The following is a 26015-nucleotide window of genomic DNA, read 5'->3' on the forward strand; positions in this document are numbered from 1 at the left end:
AGCCGTCCTTGCCGTCCTCGCCGTCGAAGGAGGAGTCGTGGCCGACACCATCGCCGAGACCGTCGACCTGCTCTACACGATCGACCAGGAGAAGCTCACTCCCGACCAGCAGATCGCCCTGGGCACCGCGCTGGCCAGCCTGGCGCAGGCCGAACGCCTGGAACAGATCAACGAGCGGCTGCGCAGCATCCACCAGGTCCTCAACGCGTGGGCGCTCAAGGCGACCGTCGACGGGGGCCGCTGAGCCCGGCCGCACAGATCGCGAGGGTTCGCGCCGGGGGTCGGGGCGGGTCGTACGGTCGTGCCGGGTTGCGCCGGGCGGGTTGCGCGGTTGGGGGCGGGTTGCGCCGGTCGGCTGCGCGGTGGGGCGGCTTGCGCCGGTCATAGCGGGTTGTGCGGTCGGGGCGGCCACCGCCGGGGTGGCGGGGTGGTCGGGCAGCGGGTGACCGGGCGGGCGGCAGCCGGGGTGGCGGGGTGGTCGGGGCAGCGGGTGACCGGACGGGCGGCAGCCGGGTGGCGGTAGCGGCGGCGAGGGGCGGGTACTCGGCCCGGTACGCCGAACGTCGGCCGGACGGGCGCGTGGCCTGCGGGGAGGGCCGCGTGACCTGTCGGCGGCGGCGCGGTTGAAGCTGTGCGACACTCCGGCGACCCCTCGAAGGAGAACTTATGCAACTCGACAACCTGCAGGCCCAGCAGCAGTTCCACATCCGGCAGCGGCTCCGGATGATGGTCAACCAGTACGAGGTCCACGCCGTCGCACCGGACGGCTCCGAAGGCGGGCTGCTGGCGTTCGCCCAGCAGAAGCGACTCGCCTTCAAGGAGCAGGTGACGATCTACACCGACGACTCGAAGCAGCAGCCCCTGCTGGGGTTCAAGGCCCGCCAGCGCCTCGACATCGGCGCCACGTACGACGTGACCGACCACACCGGCAACCCGATCGGCCTGTTCCGCAAGGACTTCGCCCAGTCCCTGCTGCGGTCCACCTGGCACGTCGAGCAGCCCGGCCTGCCGCAGGTCACCGGTCAGGAGCGCAGCATGCCGGTGGCGCTGCTGCGCCGGTTCGTCGACTCGCTGTCCTGGCTGCCCTACCACTTCGACTTCGTCGCCGGCGGTCAGCCGGTCTTCTCCGTCATCAAGCAGTGGGGCCTGCGCGACCGGTACGTCGTACAGATCCACAACCCGCAGGTCGACCGCCGCCTCGTGATCGCGATGGCCGTCGCCCTCGACGCCCTCCAGGGGCGCTGACCCGCCCGGGTCGGGGTGCCGACTCCCGTCGCCCCGGCCCGGTCGCGTCTCCGTACCGGCCTGCCGCTCAGCCACGGACGGGGCCGGCACGGGCGCTCGCCGTCGCCGCCCGCGCCAGGCCGGGCAGCGGGGTGACGGCGACCTCGGCGGTCACCAGGAGGTCCAGGCCGTCGAGCCGACAGGCCAACAGCCGCCCACCGTTGGCGCCGGCGATCTCGACAGCCCGACCGCAGGCCGCCGGCTCACCCAGGAGGGCCTGACCGGCACCGGCGAGCGCGCCGAGGTCCGCCGCCACCCGGGCCTGCTGCCGGGCCGTGCGGGCCGCACCGACGGCCGCGCCGAACAACCCGACCATGACGAACGCCAGCCCCACGGCGAGCAGACAGACGGTCGCCCCACCACGATCTCCGGCAGGCCGTACCCCTTCCTCCCGCGCTTGCGCCGGGCCTCCGCGCGGCTGGCCGGCACCCCTGCGCCGCCCGGTCACGGCCCGCCCTCCCCCGGCTCGACGGTCGGCGTCGAGACCTGCACGGCACTGGCGGTTGGCGCCCCCGGGCCGCCCGGTCACGGCCCGCCCTCCGCCGGTTCGGCGACCGGCGTGGCGGGCTCCGCGACATCGGGCGGCCCGGTTGGCGCCCCCGGGCCGCCCGGTCACGGCCCGCCCTCCGCCGGTTCGGCGACCGGCGTGGCGGGCTCCGCGACATCGGGCGGCCCGGTTGGCGCCCCCGGGCCGCCCGGTCACGGCCCGCCCTCCGCCGGTTCGGCGACCGGCGTGGCGGGCTCCGCGACATCGGGCGGCGCCGACGCCCCGGGGGTGGTCGACCGGACGGGGCTGCCGGCGGACTCCGCGACGCCGGGTTCGATGGCTGCCACCGCCGTGGCGGTCACGGAGATCCGGGGCAGCCGGGAGCCGAGCGCGCGTACGGGCGCCCGGACGGTGGCGACGACCCGCTGGCCGTCGACGGTGACGGTCACCTCCGCCCCCGGCGGGGTCGCTCGGCTGGCTGCGGCCGCCCCGTCGGCGCCCCGGGAGGCGGCCAGCGCCGCCTCCCGGGCCGCGTGCAGGCAGCCCGCCCTCGTGCCGACGGCGTTGACCGCCGACAGCCCGGCGAGCAGGAGCAGCAGGAGCGCCGGCAGGCCGGCCGCCAGTTCGGCCGTGAAGGAACCCCGGTCACGGCCGGCCGACCGGCGCCGGTTCACTTGAGTGCCCGGTCGATGACGGCGGTCAACGCGGACTGCACGTTGCCCGAGGTCAGCACCTTCAGCAGGATCCCGGCGAAGGCGACCGCGGCCAGGGTGCCGACGGCGTACTCGGCGGTGTTCATCCCGGCGTCCCCGCGCAGGCGGGCGAGCAGTTTGCGCACGTTGTGGTCCTTTCTCGAGGGTGGTCAGAGCACGTCGCCGAGGACGGCGACGATCACCGGCACCAGGCCGGCGAGAATGAAGGCCGGCAGGAAGCAGAGCCCCAACGGCAGGACGATGAGCACACCGGCCCGGCGCGCGGCCGCCTCCGCGGCGGTGGCCCGGTCGGCGCGAAGGTCGTCGGCGAGTCGGGTCAGCGCGCCGGCCAGCGCGGCTCCGCTGTTGGCGCTGCGCAGCACGGCGGCCGTCAGCCGGTCGGCTCCCGGCACCGCCGCGAGCGGCGCCCACGCCTCCTCGGGGCCGCCGCCGAGCCGCAGCAACCGGCCGACCCGGGCGAGTCGGTCGGCGAGCGGCCCGTCCAGCGCCCCCGCCACGGCCAGGACCGACCTGTCCACGGGCGCCCCCGCCCGCATCGCCGCCGCCAGCAGGTCGGCGGCGAGCGGCAGATCGGCCGCCTCCCGCAGCCGCCGGTTCCGTACGGCCGGGGGCTCGATGCGACGGAGCAGCCGGTCGAGCAGCAGCGTCGTCGGCAGGGCAGCCACCACCCCGGGCCAGCCACCGACGACGACCACCACCGCCACGCCGCCCAGGCCGGAGGCGACCCGGATGGCGTCCGGCCGCCGGCGGGGACGGACGCCATCGGTCGCGGCCTCACGGGACCCGGCAGGCCGGCGGGGCGGCGCGGCCGGGTGGACGCCGACGGGTGCCCTGCGCAGGGCACGCAGCCGGCGCAAGGGCCGCCGGCCCGCCGCGAGCGTCGCGGCGAGCAGGGCCGCCGCCACCACAAGGCCCACCACGAGCGTCAGCCGGGGCATCAGCTCGCCCGTCCCGGCGTCGCGCCGAGCCGTTCGGCCCAGAACAGCCCCGCGACCTGGAGCGCGATGGCGACGACCGCGCACGCGCCACCGACGGGGGTGTGCAGCAGGACCGCCACCGGATCGACGCCGATGCCGTAGCCGAGCCCGATGCCGCCGAGCGGCAGGGCGGCGAGCAGCAGGGCGGTGGCACGCGCCCCGGCCGCCTGCGCCTCCGCCGCAGCCAGTCCACGGTCCGCCGAGCGGGCGTCCGCCTCGATCCGCTCCAGCAACTCCGCCAGCGGCGCGCCCGTCTGGTCGGCGAGACGTACGGCGGCGCGGGCCAGGTGGTCGAGGCGTCCCGGCCCGCCCCGCTCGTCGCGGCCGGCCGGGTCGCCGCCCGCGGTTCCACCTCCGTCCGGGGTGCCGCCGTCGCCCGTGGTGCCGTCCCCGCCCGTGGTGCCACGCCTGCCCGGGATTCCGCCGTCCCCCGAGGTGAGCCGCTCGGCGGCGACCGGCACCGGCAGGCCGGCCCGGAGGTCGGCGGCCAGCCCGCAGAGCTGGTCCAGCCGGCGCCGCCGGGCCCGGACGGCGTACCGGCCCTCCCTGCGTCGGAGGAGCGCGCGGGCGGACAGCGTGCCGTAGGCGCCGACGGCCACCGCCGCGACCGGACCGGCCAGCAGCAGGCCCACCCCGGTGCCGGCCGACGCGGCGAGCAGCAGGATGCGCCCCCGCGACGCCGTCAACGCGTACGACCGCAGCGACGCCGGTCGCCGGTCCTCGCCGGGCGGACCGGTCACCGCGCCGGGCCGGCGAGACGAGGCAGCCGTCGGGGCGGGCGTCCCGCCGGGGCGTCGGGCGTCCCGCCGGGCCGGTGGCCGCAGCCGGTCGGGACCGCCGCCCCCGGGTCTCGTCGGTCCCGAAGCGCCACGGTCGTCTCCGGCCGGCCAGGGCCACGGCGACCGGTCGACCGCGTCCCGGGACGCCCACCGCGCCCCGCCTTCCGCCTCGCGCTCACCTCGGTGGGTGCCGCCGGCCGGGAGGCTCGGAGGCTGCCCCCGACGGACCGGAGGTTCGTCGTACGGGTTCCGCCGGTCGGCGGCGCGAGGACGAGCGACGCCCCCGGCCATGCCCGCCGCCGCAGCGGTCTCCGCGCCCTGATCGGGTGTCCGGCGCAGCTCGGTGATCCAGGCGACGAGCGGGTCCTCGGTGCCGGCGCCCGCGCTTCCCCCGCCGACGGCCAACACGCCCCGCCGGTTGCGACCGCCACGCACCACCCCGGCCACCAGCACCGCCGCGGCGAGCGCGGGCAGCAGCGCCACCAGGGCGTACGGGGCGGTCACCTCGGTCCCGCCGATCCGGGCCACGGCTCGGTCAGGACCGGCGGCACCGGTACGCCCCGCTCCCGCAGCAGTTCGGCGAGCGCCGGTGCGGCGAGGTCGGGCCCGCGCCCGCGTACCCAGGCGGGAACCGCCGTGACCAGCCGGTCCGGGCCTTCCGGCAGGAGCAGGCAGACCCACTCCAGCACCCGTCCCTCGGCACCGCGGCGCACCTGGAGCAGCACCTGGAGCGCGGCGGCCACCTGGGCGTGGAGCGCCGGGCGCGGCAGCCCGCCGAGCATCCCGAGGGCCTCCAGCCGCGCCGGCACGTCCGACGGGGTGTTGGCGTGCAGGGTGCCGGCGCCTCCGTCGTGGCCGGTGTTCAGGGCGGCGAGCAGGTCGACGACCTCCCCGCCCCGGCACTCGCCGACGACCAGCCGGTCGGGCCGCATCCGCAGGGCCTGCCGCACCAGGTCGGTCAGCCCGACCGCGCCGGATCCCTCCACGTTGGCCGTCCTCGCCTGCAACCCGACGACGTGCGGGTGCCGGGGGTGCAGCTCGGCCGCGTCCTCCACCAGCACGATCCGTTCGGTGGCGGGGACCAGTCCGAGCAGCGTGTTGAGCAGGGTCGTCTTGCCCGAGCCGGTGCCGCCGGTCACCAGGTACGCCAGCCGGGCCGCCACCACGGCGGAGAGCACCGGCGCCACCGGGCGCGGAACCGTCCCCTGGCTCACCAGTTCGTCGAGGGTGAAGGGCCGCTGCCGGAAGGTCCGCAGGGACAGATAGGGCCCGTCGGTCGCCACGGGCGGCAGCACGGCGTGCAGCCGGGTGCCGTCGGGAAGCCGGGCGTCCGCGTACGGGGAGCCGTCGTCGAGCCGCCGGCCGGCGCTGGCGGTGAGCCGTTGCGCGAGCCGGCGTACGTCGTCGACCGTGCCGAGCGGCACCGCGACCTGGTGCAGGCCCCGCCCCCGGTCCACCCAGACCCGCACGCCGTTGACCAGCACGTCGGTGACCTCCGGGTCGGCCAGCAGCGGGGCGAGCGGACCGGCTCCCACCAGGTCGTCGTGCACCTGGTCGGCCATCCGCAGTACGGCGGTGTCGCCGAGGACGGCGGCGGTGGGCTCCGCCCGTACGGCGGACACGATCGCGGCGGGGGTGACCGGGGCGGCGGCGGCCGCGATGCGCTGTCGCACCCGGGCGGCGAGGGTCTCGCCCTCGGACGGCCCGGTCATGCCGCACCCGCCGCCGGCGCGCCGGTCAGCTCCGCGACGATCCGCTGGCAGAGCGCGGCCAGCGGCCCCCGACCGTGCGCGGCGGGTGCCTCGCCCCGCTCCAGCCCACGGGTCAGCGCGGGTTCCGGGCGCAGCGTGCCGGCCAGCGGCAGCGCGAGCGCCCGGGCCACCTCCGCCGCACCGAGGCGGCCCGGCGCCGGACCGCGCACGATCACCGACATCGCGGCGCAGTGCGGGGCGGCGGCGGCCACCACCCGAGCCGCGGCGGCGGTGGCCCGCAGCTCGGCCGGGACCACCACGTAGACCTGGTCCGCCGCCTGCAACGCGGTCACGGCCGCGTCGTCCAACTGCCGAGGCAGGTCCACCACCACGAAGTCCCGGCCCCGCCGGGCGGCGTCGACGGTCGCGGCCATCGCCTGGGCGGGAAGGGCGAGCAGGTCGCCCCGGTCCCAGGAGAGCACCACCAGGTCGCCCCGGCTCGGCAGGGCCCGCACCAGTGCCGGTGCGTCCACCCGGCCGTCGGCGCCGGTCAGCGCCGGCCAGCGCAGCCCCTCCAACTGCTCCCAGCCGAGCACCAGGTCGAGCCCGCCGCCGAGCGGGTCGGCGTCGACGAGCAGGGTGCGCAGCCGGGCCCGGGCGGCGGTGACGGCGAGCCCGCCCGCCAGGATGCTCGCGCCGGCACCGCCCCGCCCGCCCAGGACGGCGACGATCCGGGCGCCGCCCCGCTCGACGCCCTCCGGCCCGCACTCGGCGAACCGGTCGACCAGCCAGGGCTCGGCGGCCGGCAGTGTCGCCACGTGCTCCGCGCCGATCAGCTCGGCGACCTGCCAGCCGGGGTCGAGCTCCCCGGAGCGGCCCACCAGCACCATCCGGGGCCGCTGCGGCAACCGCGCCCGCAGGCAGGGCTGGGCCTGGTCGGCGCCGACCAGCACGAGCGGGGCGGGCAGCCAGCGGGTGCGGGCCGCGGCGGGGTCGGCGGCGAGTTCCACCTCGACGCCGCCCGCCGCGGCGAGTCGGAGCAGGTCGTCGAGCAGGTCGCCGTCCGAGGTGACGAGCAGCGGCAGGGGCCGGTGCGGCGGGACGGAGGTACGGGGTGGCATCGCGGCCTCCAGCGGTCGGGGTTGCTGACCCGAGACCCTGCTCCGGTGCCACCCCGGTCGCCGCCCCGTCCCCACAGCCTGTGGACAACCGCGCGCCCTGTGGACAACGCCCGCCGAGCGAGTCGATCTGCTATGGACTTCCGGCGGGCCTTACGCGCCTCCCAACTCCGGAATCGCCCCGGCTACCGTGACGGCGGCACGGGCTCCGCGCGGGCCGTACGGATCGATAGTCTGCGTTGCATGCATCGCAGCCGCGTGTACGCCATCCTGATCGACACCCCTCGTGCGGAGGCTGCCCGGGCGGTGGCCTTCTGGTCGGGAGCCCTGGGTGTCCCAACCGAGTCCGACCCGTCGTATCCGCAGTTCATCGGCCTGCACGACGCCCTGCCCGGGCTGGTCATCGCCGTGCAGGAGGTCGACGACGAGCCCCGCTTCCACCTCGACTTCGAGACCGACGACGTCGAGGCCGAGACCGCCCGCCTGGTCGCCCTCGGCGCCACGCGGGTGGCGCAGTGGCAGGAGTGCCGGGTGCTGCGCGTACCCGGTGGGCATCTGGTGTGCGTCCTGCCAGTGGAGAGCCCGCCGGAGGTCTTCGACGCGGAGGCCCGAACCTGGCCGTGACGCGCGTACCGGCGCACGCGGACCCGGGGAGCCGGCCGCCGCAGCGACCGTAGGGCCGGAGCCTCGCCACCGGAGGGGGCGGGCCCTCGGCACGGGCGACCGGGCCGGTGGAAGGCACGAACAGGCGTCAACGACGCTCAATCGTTATACGCGCGTCCGGACGTCTCCGCCGCCCGATCCCGGCGGACCGTCGCCCGTGCCGGGGCGTCTCCTCAGACGGCCCGACCCGCTGGCGTTCTTCGTCGGCTCAGGTGCGCCTGTGGAGAGCATCGAGACGACCAGTGACCTGTGTCGGAGCGCTCCCGGGGGGAAAGGGACGACCCCCGTCGGGGGGAGACGGGGGTCGTCGAAGGTTCGGCTCCGGGGGGGTCGAGCCGAACCCACTCGGCGGTCACGGGGGGTGCAACCGCCGAGGGTCTGCCTGTTGTACGAGATGTGAACACTCGTCGCGTCGTCAAGTCTGCCTGAGCGGACCTGTATACGTCGAGTGGTGTCGCCTCCACTCCCTGCGAAATAATGTTCGCAGAGTGTGACCATCGTCACTATGCGCGAAGGTGGGTGGGGGCCGGCCCGCAGGTCCGAGGGGTCGCCGGGCCCCGGGCACCCGCCGACCATAGACCATCCGGCTAGACTTTCGCGCCGTGGGCCGAAGTGCCGCTTTCTTCGATCTGGACAAGACCGTCATCGCCAAGTCGAGCGCCCTGGCGTTCGGTCGGCCGTTCTACCGGGACGGCCTGATCACCCGGCGTGACGTGGTCAAGTCGGCGTACGCGCAGCTGATGTTCCGGCTGGGCGGCACCGACGAGCAGACCATGGCCAAGACCAGGGACTACCTCGCCGCGCTCTGCAAGGGCTGGCAGGTGGAACAGGTCCGCCAGATCGTCGCGGAGACGCTGCACGAGCTGATCAACCCTTACGTGTACGCCGAGGCCGCCGCCCTGATCGAGGAGCACCAGGCCGCCGGGCGGGACGTCGTCCTGGTCTCCGCCTCCGGCGAGGAGATGGTCCGGCCGATCGGTGTGCTGCTTGGGATCACCGACGTGATCGCCACCCGGATGGGCGTGGTCGACGGCCGCTACAGCGGCGAGGTCGAGTTCTACGCTGCCGGCCCGAGCAAGGTCCACGCGGTCGGTGAGCTGGCCGCCGAGCGCGGCTACGACCTGGCCGACTCGTACGCCTACTCCGACTCGTACAGCGATCGGCCGCTGCTGGAGTGCGTCGGCCACCCGTCGGTGGTCAACCCGGACCGGCAGCTGCGCCGGCTGGCGATCGAGAACTCCTGGCCGGTGCTGGAGTTCCGGCACCCGATCCCGCTGGGGCGGCGGCTGCGCGAGCGCCCGGCCGTCCCGGTCGCCGCCGCGGCGTTGGGCGTGGGCGTCGGCGTGGCCATCGGCATCGCCTGGTACGGCCGCCACCGTCGCACCCGCACCGCCCCCGCGCCCGCCTGAGCCCACTGAGCCCGAGCGCCTGAGCCGCGAGGACGTAGCCGGCGCTGGCGGCCGGGACCGCGCCGACCTGAACTCCGCGGCGGCGTGCACCCAGGCCGCACGACGCGCGCAGCCCGACGACCGGGCGCAACGCGGGGACGGGCCAGAGCCGGCTTCCAGGCGTCGGCCGGCTCAGGCCGCCGCGAGGACCTCGTCGCCGATGGCCGTGAGCTGGTCGGCGCCCACCTCCACCGCCGCCATGTAGTGGCGCAGCCAGGAGCGCAGGCCGTCCGGGGTGCCGGTGGCGAAGGCGCCGGCCGAGCCGACGTACTCGGGCTCGCGCTCGTGGTGACCCACGTCCACGCCGAGCAGGCCGCGCGGGTCGAGCCCGCTGGACAGCAGCACCAGCCGGGCGGCGCCCCGGGCCACCACCCCGGACGGCCCCGCGAAGGGGCGCAGGTTCAGCAGCTCGCCGTGCACGACGGCGGCCAGCACCAGCGGCGAGACCTTCGTGCCCCCGGCGACGAGCCCGGCCAACGCGTCCAGCCGGGCGGCGACGACCGGGTCCGCCACCGGCCGGCCCAGCTCGGCCTCGCCGACCACGTCGCGGGCGGCGAGCACGTGCAGCCGGGCCAGCGCCTGCCGGGGCGCCTTCGGCCAGAGTTCGGACAGCCCGGGCAGCGCCCCGGCGACCCGCAGCGCGCCCTGCACCACCGGCTCGGTCACCGTTCCCGCGCGTACCGCCTCGCGCTCGCGGGCGTACCCCTCCAGGGCGGCGCTGGCCACCGCGGAGCGGAGGCTGACCTCGGCCGCGACCTGGCCGCCGTGGCGGCGCAGCGCGCGGTGCCCCAGGGCCTGGTCGAACCGCTCGCGGGCCCGCTCGACGGCGGGGGCGATGTCGGCGAGCGCGAGCAGCGGGGCGAGCGGGTCAGCGGTCACCCCGTCACGCTATCGACTGCCCGGCGCGACCCGCCGGCGAGCCGCCCGGAAGCGACCACCGCCACCCACGGCCGGTCGGCCGGCGAGCCCTCCCGGACAAATGGCGTCGGCGCGACGGTCCGCGTCGCCGTCCGGCGCGCGGTGGGGGCCGCTCGGCGCGCGTCGGCCGGACCGGCGGTCGCCCGCACCGGCCGCCACGACTAACCTCGTGCCCTAGAGAGACGCAGGTCACCTGAGCGACGAGGGAGTACGGCATGAGCGAGGCATTGGCAAATCTGCTGAACGAGACGCGCCAGTTCCCGCCGCCGGCCGAACTCGCCTCGAACGCCAACGTCACCGCCGACGCGTACGCGGAGGCCGGGGCCGACCGGCTGGCGTTCTGGGAGCGGCAGGCCGGGCGGCTGACCTGGGCGCGGCAGTGGGACCAGGTGCTCGACTGGTCGAAGCCGCCGTTCGCGAAGTGGTTCGTCGGCGGGCAGCTCAACGTGGCCTACAACTGCCTGGACCGGCACGTCGAGGCCGGGCTGGGCGACAAGGTCGCCATCCACTGGGAGGGCGAGCCGGGCGACACCCGGACCATCACGTACGCCGACCTGCACCGGCTGACCTGTCAGGCGGCGAACGCGCTGACCGACCTGGGCGTCACCGCCGGCGACCGGGTGGCGATCTACCTGCCGATGGTGCCGGAGGCGGCGGTCGCGATGCTCGCCTGCGCCCGGATCGGCGCCACCCACAGCGTGGTCTTCGGCGGCTTCTCCGCCGACGCGCTGACCAACCGCATCCAGGACGCCAGCGCGAAGGTGGTGATCACCGCCGACGGCGGCTACCGCCGGGGCAAGCCGTCGGCGCTGAAGCCGACCGTGGACGAGGCGGTGGCGAACTGCCCGTCGGTGGAGCACGTGCTGGTGGTCCGGCGTACCGGCGAGGAGGTCGCCTGGTCGGCTAAGGACCGCTGGTGGCACGAGACGGTCGAGACCGCTTCGGCCGAGCACGCCGCGCAGCCGTTCGACGCCGAGCACCCGCTGTTCATCCTCTACACCAGCGGCACCACGGCCCGCCCGAAGGGCATCCTGCACACCACCGGCGGCTACCTGACCCAGACGTCGTACACGACGCACGCGGTCTTCGACCTGAAGCCGGAGACCGACGTCTACTGGTGCACGGCCGACATCGGCTGGGTGACCGGGCACTCCTACATCGTCTACGGCCCGCTCTCCAACGGCGCCACCCAGGTGATGTACGAGGGCACCCCGGACACCCCGCACAAGGGCCGGTTCTGGGAGATCGTCGACAAGTACAAGGTCAGCATCCTCTACACCGCCCCGACGCTCATCCGCACGATGATGAAGTGGGGCGACGACATCCCCGCCGGCTACGACCTGTCCTCGCTGCGGCTGCTCGGCAGCGTCGGCGAGCCGATCAACCCCGAGGCGTGGATGTGGTACCGGCAGCACGTCGGCGGCGGTGAGCTGCCCATCGTGGACACCTGGTGGCAGACGGAGACCGGGGCGATCATGATCTCGCCGCTGCCGGGTGTGACGGCGACCAAGCCGGGCTCGGCGATGACGCCGCTGCCCGGGATCGTCGCCGACGTCGTCGACGACCAGGGGCAGTCGGTGCCGAACGGCGGCGGTGGCTACCTGGTGCTGCGCGAGCCGTGGCCGTCGATGCTGCGCACCATCTGGGGCGACGACAACCGGTTCATCGAGACGTACTGGTCGCGCTTCGAGGGGATGTACTTCGCCGGGGACGGGGCGAAGAAGGACGACGACGGGCACGTCTGGCTGCTCGGCCGCGTCGACGACGTGATGCTGGTGTCCGGGCACAACATCTCCACCACCGAGGTGGAGTCGGCGCTGGTCTCCCACCCGTCGGTGGCCGAGGCGGCGGTGGTCGGCGCGACCGACCCCACCACCGGGCAGGCCATCGTCGCGTTCGCCATCCCGCGCGGCACCACGGACATCGCCGGCGACGCCGGTGAGAAGCTCATCGCCGAGCTGCGCAACCACGTGGCGAAGACGCTGGGCCCGATCGCCAAGCCCCGGCAGATCATGCTGGTGCCGGAGCTGCCGAAGACCCGTTCGGGCAAGATCATGCGCCGGCTGCTGCGCGACGTCGCGGAGAACCGCTCGCTCGGTGACGTCACCACGCTCCAGGACTCATCCGTCATGGACCTGATCTCGTCCGGCATGGGCGGCGGGAAGTCCGACGAGGACTGACACGCGTACGCCCCGATGGGTGGCGGCCCGCGCGGGCCGTCACCCATCGTCGTCTCTTACGGCTGGGCGACCGGCCGGATGCGGGCTGTCACATCGGTCGGTCGGGTGAGCCTGGAGAAGCTGAACGTACACAGGCAGACGTCGACCCCTGTCGTTCCCCTGTTTTCTGTTCTAGGTTCACGCACGTCGGGTCGGTTCGATGGACGTCACATCGATGGAGGGCCGGCCGACTTCCTCCTCCCCCATGCCCGAGAAACGGAGCGGCATGAACAGAAACCCGCAATCCGGGTCGCGTCGACGCCTGCTCGTCGCGCTGCCCGCCATCGCCCTCGCCGCCACGTCACTGACCGTGACCGGTGGCGCGGCGGCGGCGGAGCCCGGCCCCGCCCGAGCCACGATCGGCGCGGACGAGCACTACATCAACTACGCGGAGCCGGCCGTCCAGCCGGACAGCAGCGGCCGCGAGGTCAAGGGCAAGGGCGGCGTCTACGCCCCGGCGGTCGAGGAGGCACGCGCCTTCGACCGCAAGTACGCCCGCGGCAACCCGGTCGCGGCCGAGCAGCTCGCGAAGCACGAGGCCAAGTCGATCATGACGGGCAAGAGCCCGCGGCAGATCAAGAAGGCCCCGAGCACCCAGACCGCCAAGCTGCTCACCCTGCTGGTGGAGTTCAACGACCAGGCCAACGACGACTTCACCGGCGTCATGGTGCCGAAGACGGTCTTCGAGGACCGGACCTGCGTGCCCGGCACCGTGCAGAACGGGCCGAAGCACAACCGGATCCCGAACCCGGCGAACCTGCCGCACGAGGACAACAACTCGATGTGGGTGCCGGACTTCTCGCCCACCCACTACGACAAGATGCTCTATTCCAAGAAGGGCATCACCGAGCGGGTCCGCAAGGATCTGCGGGGCCCGGACGGCAGGCAGGGCATCGACCTGACCGGCCGCACCATGCACAACATGTACCTGGAGATGTCCAAGGGCGCGTACACGGTCGACGGGCAGGCGAGCCCGTGGATCACCGTCCCGCACTCCGAGGGCTGGTACGCGGCCTCGCGCTGCTTCCAGGACGAGAACGGCGACTGGGTCCCCGGCCGTCAGCAGTCGATGAACGGCCACCCGGACAACCCGCAGGGCGCGGGCCGGCTCGCCACCGACGCGATCGACGCCCTCGCGAAGATGGACCCGAACTTCCCGTGGGCCGACTACGACATCGAGGACCAGGGCGACCGCGACGGCGACGGCAACCTCTTCGAGCCGGACGGCGTGATCGACCACCTGGTGCTGGTGCACGCCGGGCAGGGCAAGTCCCGCGGCGGCGGCGCCGAGGGCACGTACGCCGTCTGGGCGCACTCGTCGTCGGTGGCCGGCGGCTACACCATCCCCGGCACCAGCCTCCAGGTCTCGAACTACATCGTGCAGCCGGAGGACGCCGGCGTCGGCGTCTTCGCCCACGAGTTCGGCCACGACCTGGGCCTGCCGGACCTCTACGACACCTCCGGCAACGCCGACTCCGACGTCGACTTCTGGGACCTGATGGCCTCGGGCTCGCACTCGGGTGAGATCTTCCAGGCGCTGCCGACGCACATGGGCCTGTGGGACAAGTGGGTGCTCGGCTGGGCCGACCCGCTGACCCTCGCTCCGGGCTCGGACCCGCGCACCGTCAAGCTGGGCCAGACCTCGCGGACCCCGCGCGGCACCAAGGACGGCATCAAGGTCGACCTGCCGGACAAGGTGATCACGCTGGCCACGCCGCACAGCGGCGCGAACATGTGGTACTCCGGCGCCGACCAGGACTGGGCGGACGTCAAGATCGCCCGTCAGGTGGCCGTGCCGGCGGCGGCCGACGCGAAGTTCTGGATGTGGAACAACTTCGTCATCGAGGCCGACTGGGACTACGGCTTCCTCGAGGTCTCCACCGACGGCGGCACCACCTGGACCGAGCAGAAGGTCTACGACTCGACCGGCAAGCTCGTCACCACGAACGACGGCTACGCCGACCCGAACGGCCGGATGGTGGACTTCGGCAACAAGAAGTACGGCCTCACCGGTGACACCCACGGCTGGCGGCACGACTACGTGGACCTGTCCGCGTACGCCGGGCAGACCGTGCAGCTGCGGCTGCGCTACGCCACCGACGAGGCGTTCGCGGAGCGTGGCTGGTTCGCCGACGACTTCTCGGTGACCGGCGGCGGCGCCACCACGTGGAGCGACGACGTCGAGGGCGGGGCCAACGGCTGGACGGCGACCGGCGGCACCTTCGTCGACACCACCGGCCAGGGCTGGCACATCGACACCGGCACCTCGACCCAGGCGCACTACTACCTGGCGGAGTGGCGCAACTTCGACGGCTTCGACAAGGGCCTGAAGTACACCTACGACACGATCTACTCGCGCGACGCGTGGAAGGTGGACCGGGTCTCCTACAACGCGCCGGGCATGCTGGTCTGGTACCGCGACACGGAGCGGGGCGACGTCAACCACACCACGGCGCAGATGACCGCGCTGCCCAGCTACGGTGCCAAGGGCGGTCTGCTGATCGTCGACTCGCACTTCGACCCGTACCGCCGCACGGGTGAGGCGGCCGTCAAGGACCCGTCGGTGCTGGACAACCTGCCCAGCCGCCCGCAGTCCGCGAACGCGGCCTTCTCGCTCAAGCCCACGTACCCCTTCAAGGAGTGCCTGGAGGCGGCGGACGAGCCGTACAGCGAGTACTGCACGAGCTTCGGCCCGCAGGCGCCGGTGCGGGGCTTCACCGACGCGAAGGGCTGGTACCCGGGCATCGAGATGCGCGACGGCTCGCCGTACGCGCGGGACAACGACGCCTCCGTGGTCGTCCCGTCGAAGGGCAACGCGCCGTACACGACCCGGGTCACCAACCCGGACGGTACGCCGGCGACGTCCTACTACGGGGTCACCCTGGGCGGCGGGGCGATCGTGCTGGGCACCGGCAACCCGGGTGACCAGGGCGTGTCGTACGGCGTCACCATCACCATCAAGCGCGCCGCGTGGGACAACTCGTACGCGACCGTGCACGTCACGCCCGCGCGCAACTGACCCGAGGGGTCGGTCGAGCGGGAGACGGGCGGGGCCCGTCCGGGGAGCGGAGCGCTCCCCGGACGGGCCCCGCCGCGTGTACACGCGGCCGGCGGTCGTAAAGACCCGACGGACCACCCGTGGGACGGCCGACGAGGTACGCCGCCGTCCACTTTTCCGTTACGCGATCACGCTTATCGAAAACCGTCTCTTTACGCCCGGGCGGGGCCGTCCGCCCTGCTCACCACGTTGGTGAACGGCCGGGATGTGACGGTGAAAAGCATTCCCAACAAAACTTTGCAACAAATCGACGCACGCATCTTCCCACCGGTCACACGAGTGTCTATGTTCACCATTGGTCCCACTAGTGGGATCGGTCTCACCGGCCCGTACCCCCGTTGGGCCGGTTCCCTCACACCGGAGGTACCACGTGCGCAAAGTCGCAGTGGGTCTGCTCGGGCTTTCGCTGACGGCGACGGGACTGGCGTTCGGTTCGTCCGCCACCGCCGCGCCGCAGCCGAAGTTGCCGACGGCCGCTCCGTCGGCCGCCGAGCCAGCCCATGCCGACCACGACCTGCCCAACCCGCTCGAGGAGAAGCGCCGCGCCCTGCGCCAGGAGGGCCTCAGCGAGGTCCTGTCCGGCAAGGCCAAGGCACAGCGCATCAACGGGAGCACGGTTGTCAAGGTCGGCAAGACCGCGACCAACCCGGCCGGTGCTAACACCCGGTCCGCGAGGTCGGCGGAGGCCGCTCGCACCGATCAGTACGTCGAGCTGGCCCGCGAGAAGACCGACCGGATCTTCGTCATCCTGGCCGAGTTCGGCAACGAGCGGCACCCGGACTACCCGGACAAGGACACCGACCCGCTGACCCCGGGTCCGGCCCGGTTCGACGGGCCGCTGCACAACGAGATCCCGCAGCCCAACCGGGCGGTGGACAACTCGACCCTCTGGCAGCCGGACTACAGCGCCGACTACTTCCGCAAGCTCTACTTCGGCACCGGGGTCGGTGACGAGTCCCTGAAGCAGTACTACGAGGCGCAGTCCTCGGGTCGCTACACGGTGGACGGCACGGTCACCGACTGGGTCAAGGTCAAGTACAACGAGGCCCGGTACGGCCGCTCGGACGACGACCCGAACGACGCCAACGGCGACGACCCGGCCGTCTGCGCGCAGAGCACCTGCCAGAACATGTGGGCGCTGGTCCGCGACGCCGCCAACCAGTGGGTCGCCGACCAGAAGGCGGCGGGACGCTCCGACGCCGAGGTCGCCGCCGAGCTCAAGACCTTCGACAAGTGGGACCGTTACGACATCGACGGTGACGGCAACTTCAACGAGTCGGACGGCTACATCGACCACTTCCAGATCGTCCACTCCGGCGGCGACCAGGCCGACGGCGACCCGCACCAGGGCGAGGACGCGATCTGGAGCCACCGCTGGTACGCGTACGCCACGGACCAGGGCCAGACGGGCCCGCCCGGGGCGCCGCTCGGCGGTAGCCAGATCGGCAACACCGGCATCTGGATCGGGGACTACACCGTGCAGCCGGAGAACGGCGGCCGGAGCGTCTTCTACCACGAGTACGGCCACGACCTGGGCCTGCCGGACGACTACAACACCGGCGCCAGCGGCGACAACAGCGTCGAGCACTGGAGCCTGATGGCCCAGAGCCGGGTCGGCGCCAAGAACGACGAGGGCATCGGTGACCGGGGCGCCGACCTGGGCGCCTGGAACAAGCTGCAGCTCGGCTGGCTGGACTACGAGACCGTGGTGCCGGACAAGCAGGACCCGCAGACGCTCACGCTGGGCCCGTCCGAGTACAACACCAACAAGCCGCAGGCCGCCGTCGTGGTGCTGCCGCAGCGTGAGTACAGCTTCAGCAACGGCAAGCCGTTCGAGGGTGCCCACCAGTTCTTCTCGGGCAACGAGGACGACCTCAACACCACGATGACCCGGACGCTCGACTTCACCGGGAAGTCCTCCGCCTCGCTGTCGATGAAGGCCCGCTACACCATCGAGACCGACTACGACTACATGTACTTCGAGGCTTCGCTGGACGGTGGCCAGAACTGGACGGCGCTGCCGTTCCTGGTCAACGGTCAGCCGAAGACCGACGGCAACGGCCGCAACGCCCTCGACGGCAACAGCGACACCGACGGCGACGGCCAGGCCGACTGGGTCGACCTGACGGTGCCGATGGACGTGGCCGCGGGCAAGGTCGTGCAGTTCCGCTTCCACTACATCACCGATGGTGGCGTCTCCGACGGCGGCTTCTTCGGCGACGCGATCACCGTGACGGCCGACGGCCAGACGGTGCTCTCCGACGGTGCCGAGGACAGCGACGGCTGGACGTTCGCCGGCGGGGAGACCGGGTTCCGCATCGTCGGGGAGAACTCGACCAAGTCGTACGACAACTACTACATCGCGGCGCACCGGTCGTACGTCTCGTACGACAAGTACCTGAAGACGGGCCCGTACTTCTTCGGGTACGCGAACACCCGGCCGGACTGGGTGGACCACTACGCGTACCAGGAGGGCCTGCTCATCACCTACTGGAACACGCGGTGGCCGGACAACAACACCATGCCGTACGACCCGTACCTGAACCCCGGTGGTCACCCGGGTGAGGGCCGCAACCTGACGATCGACTCCCGCCCGAAGCCGCTGTACAACCTCACCGGCAACCCGTGGCGGGCGCGCGTCCAGGTCTACGACGCCCCGTTCAGCCTGAAGAAGGCTGACTCGTTCACCCTGCGGGTGAACAGCCAGCCGTCGTACGTCCGTGGCCAGGCGGCCGCTCCGCTGTTCGACGACAGCAAGCAGTACTGGTACGCGGAGCTGCCGAACCACGGCGTCAAGGTGCCGAACAACGGCGTCAAGATCCGGGTGCTCGAGCAGAACGGCACCGCCATCAAGATCCGTATCTCCTGACCTTCGGGTCAGATTTCCACCAGCTCCATGCGATGCCCGGGCGGATCTCCGCCCGGGCATCGCCCTTTCCCGGGCGGCCTGTCCCGCACCTGCCCGCCCACGCGACGACGGAGGTACGGGAACCGGCCCGCGGCCCAGGGCGTCGGATCGGGGTGACCCGACCCACCACCGCTCTGCCCGCCGCCCTCGCCCTGGTCCTGCTCGCCCCCCTCGCTGGCTGTGCCGGACGGGAGAGCGGGTCCGCCGGGTCCGGCGGCACCACGCCACCCGCCACCGCCCGCCCCGGCGATGCCGATCCGGCCGGCACGCCCTCGGCGAGCTCCGTCGCCCCCGCCGATCGACCGACGCAGCCGCCCGCGACCGCGCTGCCGACGCTGCGACCGCCGAAGGAGCCCACGGACACCCGGCCCACCGGTGTCATCACGGCTCGGGTGACCCGCGGCGGCGACGGCCCCTGCTACGGGATGGTCACCCTGGACGGCATCGAGTACGCCGTGCACGGGCCCGGGCTGGGCGTGCTGGCCGAGGGCCAACTGCTGACGTTGCGGGTGACCGCGCAGACGGTCCGGATGGACTGCGGTCCGGGCACACCGGTCGCGGCGTCGCGCCCGTGAACTGACGCTCGGTGACCCACCGGGCACCGCTTGCACACCTCCACGTCACCGTCAACGGCAGTACGGCCGATTGACCCGGGTCACCATGCAATTGATCATCGTCACTGCGGGGTGTCGCCACGCCCACCAGTCTGCGACCGGCGCACCGCCGCCATCAGCTGCGACCACGGGGGTGGCACATGTTGAACGACGTCCTGTCCGATGCTCTCCATCAACTGTCGACGCCGGTGACGGCCGATCCCGCGACGGGTGGCGGCCCTCCGTCGGCCCTGGAGCTGCGCCTCCTGCTCGCCGCGAGCCAACAGCAGCTTCTCTTCGCCCAACGCAGGGTGATCGAACACACCCTGCACCTTGAACGCCTGGAACAACACGCCGTCGGTTCCGCCCCGACGGGGGTCAGCGTCGTCGAGACCCGCGACGAGTTCCTCGGCCTCGCCCGCCGGGTGGCGGACGGTACGGGTGGCGACCAGCAGGTCGTCCACGCCGCCCCGAGCCTGCTCAGCCGCGTGCTCCGCGCGGACCGGCCCGGCCGCCGGACGATCCACGTGACCGACCTGCTCGCCGATCCGGTGCACCGGGAGGCGGCCGAGCGGGCCGGCACCCACCACCGGGTCGCGACGTCGGCGCCCGTGTCGCTGCTGCTCGTCCCGGGCAGCGCACTCGTCCCGCTGTCCCGGCCCGGCTCCGGTCCGGCCGGGCTGCTGGTGCGGCAGCCCGACCTGCTGGGCGCCCTCGCCCACTACGCCGACGCGCTCTGGCGGCAGGCCCGGCCGCTGGCCACCGACCGGACGGGCGGCGCGTCGAAAACCGGCGACGGACCATCCGAACTGCAACTGCGGATCCTGCGCATGGCCGCCGTCGGGGTCAAGGACGAGTCGATCGCCCGCAGCCTCGGCCGCAGCACCCGCTGGGTCCGGCGGCACTTCGAGCTGCTGGAGGAGCTGTCCGGCGCCAGCAACCGGATGACGCTGGGCATCGCCGCCGTCCGGCGCGGCTGGCTCTGACGGGCCGCATCCGCCCGCCCGTCGCGGCGCACGACCGCCGCATCCGCCGCCGCGTCCCGGCGCCCGGCGCGCGTTCGCGTGCCGGGCGCCGCGTAGCTGTCCGGATCTTGCAGCGTGCGGCAGCCGTTCCGCTTCGCCATTGGCCGATGGCGCCGGATTTCCAACAATCGATCTGTGTCCATGGAAGTTCCATCGGCACGGCCTCACGAGGGCCACACGGGGAAGGACCACCTTGAACAGACGAGGATTGCTCCGGGTCGCCACCGCGGTGATCGCCGCCGCCGGGGTCGGCGCGACGATCGCCGGCGTTCCGCAGCCCGCCGCCGCCGCACCCAATGGCTTCGACCACGTCGTGTACTGGAACGACGTGCTGCTCGACGCGTTCCGCGCGAGCAACGAGCCGCCGACCGTCCTCAGCCGTGCCGGCGCCATGATGCACCTGGCCATGTACGACACGGCCGTGTCGCTCGGCACCTCCGGCGCCCCCTACATCGCCAAAATCAACAAGATCCCCAACTACAGCTACGACCGCGACTGGAACATGGACGTGGCGGCCGTACGGGTACTGCGTGCGGTGTTCCCCAGCCAGAACTTCGACACCGCCTTCACCGGGTCCCGCGCGTACCCGCCGATCGGTGTGCCCGGCCCCGAGGGTTGGAGCACCAGCATCGGCGACGGCGCCGCGCAGAACATCCTCAACGCGCGGGCGAACGACGGCTCCGGCAACAACACCCCGTACGCGGTCAGTAACACCGCCGGCCAGTGGCGCCCGACCGGATCCGGCGCGGCGGTGGGCCCCAACTGGGGATCCGTCAAGCCGTTCGCGCTCACCTCCGGCTCCCAGTTCCGGCCAGCGCTTCCGGGCGGCTTCGCCACCGTGACTGCGATGCTGAGCAGCACCGCGTACGCCAACCAGGTCAACGAGGTACGGCGCCTCGGCTCGGCGACCGCCGCACCGGCCGACCGGACCGCCGACCAGACCCAGCTCGCGTTCTTCTGGGCCAACGACCTCAACGGCACCTACAAGCCGCCGGGTCAACTCTTCGAGCACACCCAGATCGTCGCGGCCCAGCAGCCCACCGACACCGTCCGGCTCTTCGCCCTGGTCGCGATGGCGATGGCGGACGCGGGCATCGCCGCCTGGGACGCCAAGTACAACACCGGCATCGACCTGTGGCGTCCGGAGAGCGCGATCGCCGAGCCACAGTCCGACGGGAACTCCGCCACCATCCCGGACGCCTCGTGGCGCCCGCTCTCCGTCGACCGCAACGGCAACCGCTTCTCGCCGCCCTTCCCGGCCTACGTGTCCGGTCACGCCACGTTCGCCGGCGCCTGGGCGGGCGTCATGAAGCGCCACTACGGCACGGACGCGGTGAGCTTCGTGGCGACCACCGAGGATCCGATGGCTCCCGGGGTCACCCGCGCGTTCAGCAGCTTCAGCGCGGCGGCGACGGAGAACGCCCGCAGCCGCGTCTACCTCGGCGTGCACTACCAGTGGGACGCCGACGCCGGCCTGAGCACCGGCGACGCGGTGGCCAACCGCGTCTTCAGCACCTACCTGAGGTGACGTGACGGCGGGGGGGCCGGGGGTGGCGACACCTCCGGCCCTCCAGCCGTGTGCGGCACCGAAGGGCAGGTCGGACGAGCGGCCCGAGCCGCGCACCGGGTCGGCGGACCGGGGACACCGGGCGGCGGGGCCCTAGGCTGTCCCCATGACCGAGCAGCGCGGCGGGCCCGTCGACGAGTCGTGCGTCCTCACCGAGGGGCCGTGGACGCACCGGTTCGTCGGCGCCAACGGCAGCCGCTTCCACGTCGTGGAGGCCGGCACGGGCCCGATGGTGCTCTTCCTGCACGGCTTCCCCGAGCACTGGTGGGCCTGGCACGAGATGCTGCCGGCCGTCGCCGACGCCGGCTTCCGGGCCGTCGCGGTCGACCTGCGCGGCTACGGCGCCAGCGACAAGCCGCCCCGGGGGTACGACGGCTACACCCTCGCGGCCGACGTCGCCGGCCTGATCCGGGCACTCGGCGAACGCTCCGCCACCGTGGTCGGCACCGGCGTCGGCGGCATGATCGCGTGGACGGTGGCCTCGTTCCACCCGTCGCTGGTCCGCCGGCTGGTGGTGCTCGGCGCCCCCCACCCGCTGCGGCTGCGGGCCGCGATCTTCGCCGATCCGCGCGGGCAGTTCGCCGCCGCCACGCCCACCCTGAAGTTCCAGCTCCCCCGCTACGAGCACGTGCTGACCCGCGACGACGCGGCGGCCGTCGAGGAGATGCTGCGCCGCTGGGGCGGGCCGCGCTGGGTCGGTGGGCCGGGCTTCGAGGCGTACGCCCAGCGGTGCCGGGAGGCCATGCGCATCCCGCAGGCGGCGTTCTGCGCCCTGGAGGGCTACCGCTGGGCGTTCCGCTCGGTGCTCCGCCTGCACGGCTACCGCTTCGTCCGGCTGATGCAGAAGCCGCTCGTCACGCCGACCCTTCAACTGCACGGCGCGCTGGACGAGGCTTCCCTGCCGCGCACCGCCCAGGGCTCCAGCCGGTACGTGGTGGCGCCCTACGAGTGGCGGCTCCTGGACGACATCGGGCACTTCCCGCACGTGGAGGCCGGCGACCTGGTGTTGGGCGAGGTCCTGCGCTGGGCGAAGTCCTGAGTCAAACCCGCTGCTCGCGCAGGTCGGCGACCTCGGTGGCGGGCGCCCAGCCCTGGTAGACGCCGAAGTCGAAGACCTCCAGCCCCATCGCCCGGGCCACCGGCCAGCGTCCGCCGGTGTACTCCACCCGCAGCCAGCCGTCGTGCTCGCCGAGGACGATGAACGGCTGCCCCTGCCAGGTGCAGGTGGTCCGCACGTACGCCAGGTCGTCGAGCTCGGTGGCCGGCAGCACCCGGACGTGGCGGCCGGGGCGGATCTCCTCGAAGCCCTCGCCCGGCTCCGGCTGGTAGAGCCGGACGTCGTCGCCGTCCGGGCTCGCCTGGTACTCCCGGCCCTTCCAGCGGGCCACGTAGCCGTCGCGCGTCACTGCTCACCGACCTGTCGCCACCGCAGCGCGTCCGTGTCGAGGATGGCGACCACCCGTTCGGTGCCGTCCGCGCCGATCCGCCACAGCTGCGCGCCGTGCGGCAGCCGGGCGCTGTCCACCTTGAACTCCGCGACCACGTCGCTGCTCTCGCCCGGCGCGAACCCGTTGCCCCGGAACGGCGGGCGCTCGATGACCCAGCCCTCCATGGCCCGCATGGCGGCCTCGTTCTGCCCGCCGTACGGGATGCGGTAGAGGCTCGGCCGGTGCGCGGGCCAGCGCAGCACGTAGATCTCCCCGGCGTCACGGGCGAAGGGGGAGTCGGGGTAGCCGAGGCCGAGCGCGTCGTGCAGCTGGGCGGGGGTCGTGAGGTGGGCCAGCTCGCCGGCCCGGTGCACGAAGCCGGAGACCCGGTCGTAGCCCCGCTCCAGGTAGTACGCGAGCTGACTGGGCGCGACCGCCTTCTGCATGACGATGGGGCGCGCCGGATCGGGCGCGGGCGGGGCGTAGCGGGGGCGGCTGACCGGCTCCTCGGCGGTGGGCGGCTCCGCCTCGGTCCCGGTGTCGTCGCCGAGGCCCACCTCGGCCGCCCAGTTGGCCAGCCCGACGATCTGCTCACCGGGCAGCTTCGCCCCGACCGGGGTGCCGGGGTTGACCGCGAACGACCAGGCCTCGTCCGGCCAGCGACGGATCAACTGGACGAACCTGACCTCGATGGTCTCGACGGTCGCGTCGGTGTGGTCGGCCAGCCGCTCCGGCGAGGTGTGTACGACGACGAACGTCTCGCCGTCCAGTTCCTCCGTACGCCACACGAAGCCGGGCTCGCCGGGCCGGCTGCCCGGCGCGGAGTCGGCCGCGACCGGCAACAGCACGCGGGCGAGCAGCAGGGTCGACAGGAACGTGTCGGTGCTGCCGGCGCCGGCGGCGTCGAGGAGGTTCTCCTCGACCTCGTTGGCCGCCTCGAAGCCGACCGTCCCGGGACCGGCACCCGACGACCCGTCCGCGGTCCCGGTCAGGGGCGCGGTGACCGGCTCGTCGGCGATCGTCGGCCCAGGCTCCTCCGCCGGCGCGACGTCGGAAACGCCGGCCTCGGTCGCGGCCTCCTGCCGGGCGGCGCCGTCCGCCGCCGGTGCGGGCGCGGCGACGCTGGTCGGCACCGTCGGATCACCGGACCACGCGTCGGCGGACGGCGCGGGATCGAGGGAAAAGGTCGCGTCCGCGTCGGCAGGCGGCTCGGGATCGAGGGACACGGTCGGGTCCAGAGACACCGTCGCATCGCCCGACGACACCACCGGCTGCGTCCGATCCAGGGACACCGTCGGATCCAAAGACACCGTCGCATCGCCCGACGACACCACCGGCTGCGTCCGATCGAGAGACACGGTCGGATCCAAAGACACCGTCGCATCGCCCGACGACACAACCGGCTGCGTCCGATCCAGGGACACCGTCGGATCCAGAGACACGGTGGCGTCGCCGGACCACGACGGGGTGGCGGACCGCACGGTGTCGGCGGGCGACGACGGATGGGCGGGCGCCGTCGGTGCGGGTTCGGCGGTCACCGGTTCCCGGCGGCGCCGGACCGGCTCGAACAGCGAGACGGTCTCTTCGGCGGGCGGGGCGGGCTCGGGGACGGGCGGCCCGGTGAGGTCCCGCGACTCGATGATGGTGCCCTCGATGACGATGGGCGTGAACCCGCGTCGGGAGGCGGGTGGCCCGGAGACCGGTTCCGCGTCCGCCGCCGGCTCCGGCCCGACCGGTTCGGGGGTGGTCTGCCGGCGCGGCAGCGCCTGGGTGAGGTCCTCGGCCGGCTGCGGTCGGTCTGCGCCGTACCCCGGTGGCGGCGGCCCGGGATCCGGGGCGGGAGCCCGGAGGTCCCGGGTGGCGTCCTCGCCGGGCCCGCGCGGCGGCAGCACCTGCGTGGCCTCGCCCCCGGCCATCGTGAAGGCCCGCGTGGGCTCGGCGCCGGGTGCCGTGAAGGCGTGGGTCGGCTCCCCGGCGGGTGCCGTGAAGGCGTGGGTCGGTTCCCCGACGGGCGCCGTGAAGGCCCGGGTGGGCTCGGCGGCAGGCGTCGTGAAGGCGTGGGTGGGTTGTTCCCCGGCGGGCGCGGTGAAGGCGTGGGTGGGCTCGGCGCCGGTCGGGGTGCTCGGGATCGGGCGGGTCGGTTCCTCCGGCACCGGCTCGCCGAGCGGCCGGCGGCGGGGGAACGGCTGGCTGCCGGCCGCGAGGCGGGACGGCGGCACCGCCCGCTCGCCCGAGCGCAGCGCCTCCTGCCGGTGTGCGGCGGCACGGCCGGAGGCCGGCTCGAAGAACGACCGGTTGGGCCGCTCCGGGGTCTCTCCGGCCGTGCGGCCGTTGGTCCCCGGCGCGGGGTGGGCGTCGGGCGTCGGGAGGCCCCTAGGACGCTCGGTGAGCGGCGAGGGACGCGGCGGGACCCGCTCGGGGGCCGCCACGGCGTCGGTCCGCGCGGGTCCGCCGGCCGTCGGGTCGCCGCGCCGCGGATCGAGGTGTTCCGTCGGGAAGGCGGGCGGGCGGGCCGGCTCGGCAGGCGCACCGCCTCGGGCGGGCGCGGGGACCCGGCCCGTGCTCGACGCGGCCGTCGGCGCGGGCCGGAGCGTGCCGTTGGACCGGGTCACGCCGGTGGTCGGCCCGGCGTCCGGCCCGGGCGGCATGTCGTGACCGGCCGCCTGGGCCCGCGCCCGGGCGGCAGTCTCCACGCGTTCCAGCCGGGCCCGCGCACCCATGGTGCGGCCGGGCAACCGGACGTCGCCCCGCGAGAGCTGGGCGACGAACCAGGCCGGCAGGTAGCCCTCGATGGGCAGCCCGGGGTTCACCGCCAACCACCACTCGTGGTTGGGCCAGCCGTCGGCCAGGTCGGGGTACGAGACGCGCCGGACGGCGCCGCCGTTCTCGCCGAGGCAGGCGCGTACGGCCGCCCCGGAGGTGAACGCCAACACGTGGGTGCGGCCACCCGTGGTCCAGGTGCCCCAGCCCACCGGCGCCGTCCCCGCGAGCGCCTCGGCGGAGACCGGCAGCAGCAGTTCGGTCCGGGCCAGGACGCGGAAGTAGAGCTGCTGGTCGTTGGCGCGCAGCGCGTCCCGCATCGCCGCCTCGGCATCGGTGGCCGGCTCCCACTCGGTCACGGCCACCCCTCCTCCCGCGAA

Annotated in this window: 21 protein-coding genes; 11 read left to right on the top strand and 10 right to left on the bottom strand. The window is 73.9% G+C overall.

The window, feature by feature from the left end:
• Positions 1 to 37 precede the first annotated feature (37 nt).
• Positions 38 to 244 carry a hypothetical protein gene (locus tag ACTMS2_RS00415; RefSeq protein ID WP_121397051.1) on the top strand — a complete coding sequence of 69 codons (207 nt, stop codon included), beginning with the start codon at positions 38 to 40 and terminating at the stop codon, positions 242 to 244.
• A gap of 422 nt (positions 245 to 666) precedes the next feature.
• The gene (locus ACTMS2_RS00420) at positions 667 to 1245 is read left to right on the top strand and encodes a hypothetical protein (protein WP_441173510.1); all 579 of its coding nucleotides are present in this window, start codon (positions 667 to 669) and stop codon (positions 1243 to 1245) included.
• A gap of 67 nt (positions 1246 to 1312) precedes the next feature.
• Here ACTMS2_RS00420 and ACTMS2_RS00425 read toward each other — a convergent pair whose 3' ends face one another.
• The 7 genes from ACTMS2_RS00425 to ssd all read right to left on the bottom strand — a co-directional run bounded on the left by ACTMS2_RS00425 (position 1313) and on the right by ssd (position 7052).
• Complete coding sequence (locus ACTMS2_RS00425; RefSeq protein ID WP_441173511.1) at positions 1313 to 1732, bottom strand: Rv3654c family TadE-like protein; 420 nt, start codon at positions 1730 to 1732, stop codon at positions 1313 to 1315.
• A gap of 251 nt (positions 1733 to 1983) precedes the next feature.
• Positions 1984 to 2445 (bottom strand): TadE family type IV pilus minor pilin, encoded by a 462-nt coding sequence (locus ACTMS2_RS00430; RefSeq protein WP_441173512.1) that lies wholly within the window; start codon positions 2443 to 2445, stop codon positions 1984 to 1986.
• On the bottom strand, positions 2442 to 2570 hold the full coding sequence (locus ACTMS2_RS00435) for a DUF4244 domain-containing protein (RefSeq protein ID WP_208418639.1): 129 nt from the start codon (positions 2568 to 2570) through the stop codon (positions 2442 to 2444). Before ACTMS2_RS00435 ends, ACTMS2_RS00430 begins: the two co-directional genes overlap by 4 nt.
• Before the next feature lie 63 nt (positions 2571 to 2633).
• A complete protein-coding gene (locus ACTMS2_RS00440; protein ID WP_441174061.1) occupies positions 2634 to 3401 on the bottom strand; it encodes a type II secretion system F family protein in 768 nt (255 codons plus the stop codon).
• Between the two features lie 20 nt (positions 3402 to 3421).
• Positions 3422 to 4744: a hypothetical protein gene (locus ACTMS2_RS00445; protein ID WP_441173513.1), complete on the bottom strand. Its 1323-nt coding sequence runs from the start codon at positions 4742 to 4744 to the stop codon at positions 3422 to 3424.
• On the bottom strand, positions 4741 to 5952 hold the full coding sequence (locus tag ACTMS2_RS00450) for a TadA family conjugal transfer-associated ATPase (RefSeq protein ID WP_441173514.1): 1212 nt from the start codon (positions 5950 to 5952) through the stop codon (positions 4741 to 4743). The genes ACTMS2_RS00445 and ACTMS2_RS00450 overlap by 4 nt, the downstream gene beginning before the upstream one ends.
• Positions 5949 to 7052, bottom strand: a complete 1104-nt coding sequence (gene ssd, locus ACTMS2_RS00455; RefSeq protein WP_363892708.1) for a septum site-determining protein Ssd — start codon at positions 7050 to 7052, stop codon at positions 5949 to 5951. The genes ACTMS2_RS00450 and ssd overlap by 4 nt, the downstream gene beginning before the upstream one ends.
• Before the next feature lie 240 nt (positions 7053 to 7292).
• Between ssd and ACTMS2_RS00460 the strand changes: the two genes are divergently transcribed.
• Together ACTMS2_RS00460 and ACTMS2_RS00465 are read left to right on the top strand one after the other, a co-directional pair.
• Entirely contained in the window at positions 7293 to 7673 is a 381-nt protein-coding gene (locus tag ACTMS2_RS00460) for a VOC family protein (protein WP_441173515.1), read from the top strand.
• Between the two features lie 641 nt (positions 7674 to 8314).
• Positions 8315 to 9121, top strand: a complete 807-nt coding sequence (locus ACTMS2_RS00465) for an HAD family hydrolase (RefSeq protein ID WP_441173516.1) — start codon at positions 8315 to 8317, stop codon at positions 9119 to 9121.
• 171 nt (positions 9122 to 9292) lie between these two features.
• Here the strand turns inward: ACTMS2_RS00465 and ACTMS2_RS00470 are convergent, their stop codons facing one another.
• A complete protein-coding gene (locus ACTMS2_RS00470; protein ID WP_441173517.1) occupies positions 9293 to 10039 on the bottom strand; it encodes an oxidoreductase in 747 nt (248 codons plus the stop codon).
• Between the two features lie 254 nt (positions 10040 to 10293).
• Here ACTMS2_RS00470 and acs point away from each other — a divergent pair, with 254 nt between their 5' ends.
• The 7 genes from acs (at position 10294) to ACTMS2_RS00505 (ending at position 22487) form a co-directional block, all read left to right on the top strand.
• Positions 10294 to 12258 (top strand): acetate--CoA ligase, encoded by a 1965-nt coding sequence (gene acs / locus ACTMS2_RS00475; protein ID WP_441173518.1) that lies wholly within the window; start codon positions 10294 to 10296, stop codon positions 12256 to 12258.
• A gap of 265 nt (positions 12259 to 12523) precedes the next feature.
• Positions 12524 to 15316, top strand: coding sequence for an immune inhibitor A domain-containing protein (locus ACTMS2_RS00480; protein ID WP_441173519.1), 2793 nt, complete (start codon positions 12524 to 12526; stop codon positions 15314 to 15316).
• Between the two features lie 424 nt (positions 15317 to 15740).
• A complete protein-coding gene (locus tag ACTMS2_RS00485) occupies positions 15741 to 18224 on the top strand; it encodes an immune inhibitor A domain-containing protein (RefSeq protein WP_441174063.1) in 2484 nt (827 codons plus the stop codon).
• 152 nt (positions 18225 to 18376) lie between these two features.
• Positions 18377 to 18838 carry a hypothetical protein gene (locus tag ACTMS2_RS00490; RefSeq protein WP_441173520.1) on the top strand — a complete coding sequence of 154 codons (462 nt, stop codon included), beginning with the start codon at positions 18377 to 18379 and terminating at the stop codon, positions 18836 to 18838.
• Positions 18839 to 19017: 179 nt separating this feature from the next.
• Positions 19018 to 19842, top strand: coding sequence for a helix-turn-helix transcriptional regulator (locus ACTMS2_RS00495; RefSeq protein WP_441173521.1), 825 nt, complete (start codon positions 19018 to 19020; stop codon positions 19840 to 19842).
• A gap of 232 nt (positions 19843 to 20074) precedes the next feature.
• A complete protein-coding gene (locus ACTMS2_RS00500) occupies positions 20075 to 21409 on the top strand; it encodes a vanadium-dependent haloperoxidase (RefSeq protein ID WP_441173522.1) in 1335 nt (444 codons plus the stop codon).
• Positions 21410 to 21554: 145 nt separating this feature from the next.
• Positions 21555 to 22487 (top strand): alpha/beta fold hydrolase, encoded by a 933-nt coding sequence (locus tag ACTMS2_RS00505; RefSeq protein ID WP_441173523.1) that lies wholly within the window; start codon positions 21555 to 21557, stop codon positions 22485 to 22487.
• A 1-nt stretch (position 22488) separates the two neighbouring features.
• On the opposite strand, the gene ACTMS2_RS00510 is transcribed toward ACTMS2_RS00505, so the two are convergent.
• On the bottom strand, positions 22489 to 22854 hold the full coding sequence (locus tag ACTMS2_RS00510) for a hypothetical protein (protein WP_441173524.1): 366 nt from the start codon (positions 22852 to 22854) through the stop codon (positions 22489 to 22491).
• Positions 22851 to 25994, bottom strand: coding sequence for an SseB family protein (locus tag ACTMS2_RS00515; RefSeq protein ID WP_441173525.1), 3144 nt, complete (start codon positions 25992 to 25994; stop codon positions 22851 to 22853). Before ACTMS2_RS00515 ends, ACTMS2_RS00510 begins: the two co-directional genes overlap by 4 nt.
• Between the last annotated feature and the right edge of the window lie 21 nt (positions 25995 to 26015).

The organism is Micromonospora sp. SD12, from assembly GCF_052068495.1.
GTDB lineage: Bacteria > Actinomycetota > Actinomycetes > Mycobacteriales > Micromonosporaceae > Micromonospora > Micromonospora echinofusca.

What these genes read in the sequence shown, in the direction of transcription:
- acs (WP_441173518.1), top strand. Translation starts at nt 10,294, where the DNA reads ATGAGCGAGGCATTGGCAAATCTGCTGAACGAGACGCGCCAGTTCCCG.
- ACTMS2_RS00420 (WP_441173510.1), top strand. Translation starts at nt 667, where the DNA reads ATGCAACTCGACAACCTGCAGGCCCAGCAGCAGTTCCACATCCGGCAG.
- ACTMS2_RS00480 (WP_441173519.1), top strand. Translation starts at nt 12,524, where the DNA reads ATGAACAGAAACCCGCAATCCGGGTCGCGTCGACGCCTGCTCGTCGCG.
- ACTMS2_RS00495 (WP_441173521.1), top strand. Translation starts at nt 19,018, where the DNA reads ATGTTGAACGACGTCCTGTCCGATGCTCTCCATCAACTGTCGACGCCG.
- ACTMS2_RS00505 (WP_441173523.1), top strand. Translation starts at nt 21,555, where the DNA reads ATGACCGAGCAGCGCGGCGGGCCCGTCGACGAGTCGTGCGTCCTCACC.
- ssd (WP_363892708.1), bottom strand. Translation starts at nt 7,052, where the DNA reads ATGCCACCCCGTACCTCCGTCCCGCCGCACCGGCCCCTGCCGCTGCTC.
- ACTMS2_RS00450 (WP_441173514.1), bottom strand. Translation starts at nt 5,952, where the DNA reads ATGACCGGGCCGTCCGAGGGCGAGACCCTCGCCGCCCGGGTGCGACAG.
- ACTMS2_RS00435 (WP_208418639.1), bottom strand. Translation starts at nt 2,570, where the DNA reads ATGAACACCGCCGAGTACGCCGTCGGCACCCTGGCCGCGGTCGCCTTC.
- ACTMS2_RS00460 (WP_441173515.1), top strand. Translation starts at nt 7,293, where the DNA reads ATGCATCGCAGCCGCGTGTACGCCATCCTGATCGACACCCCTCGTGCG.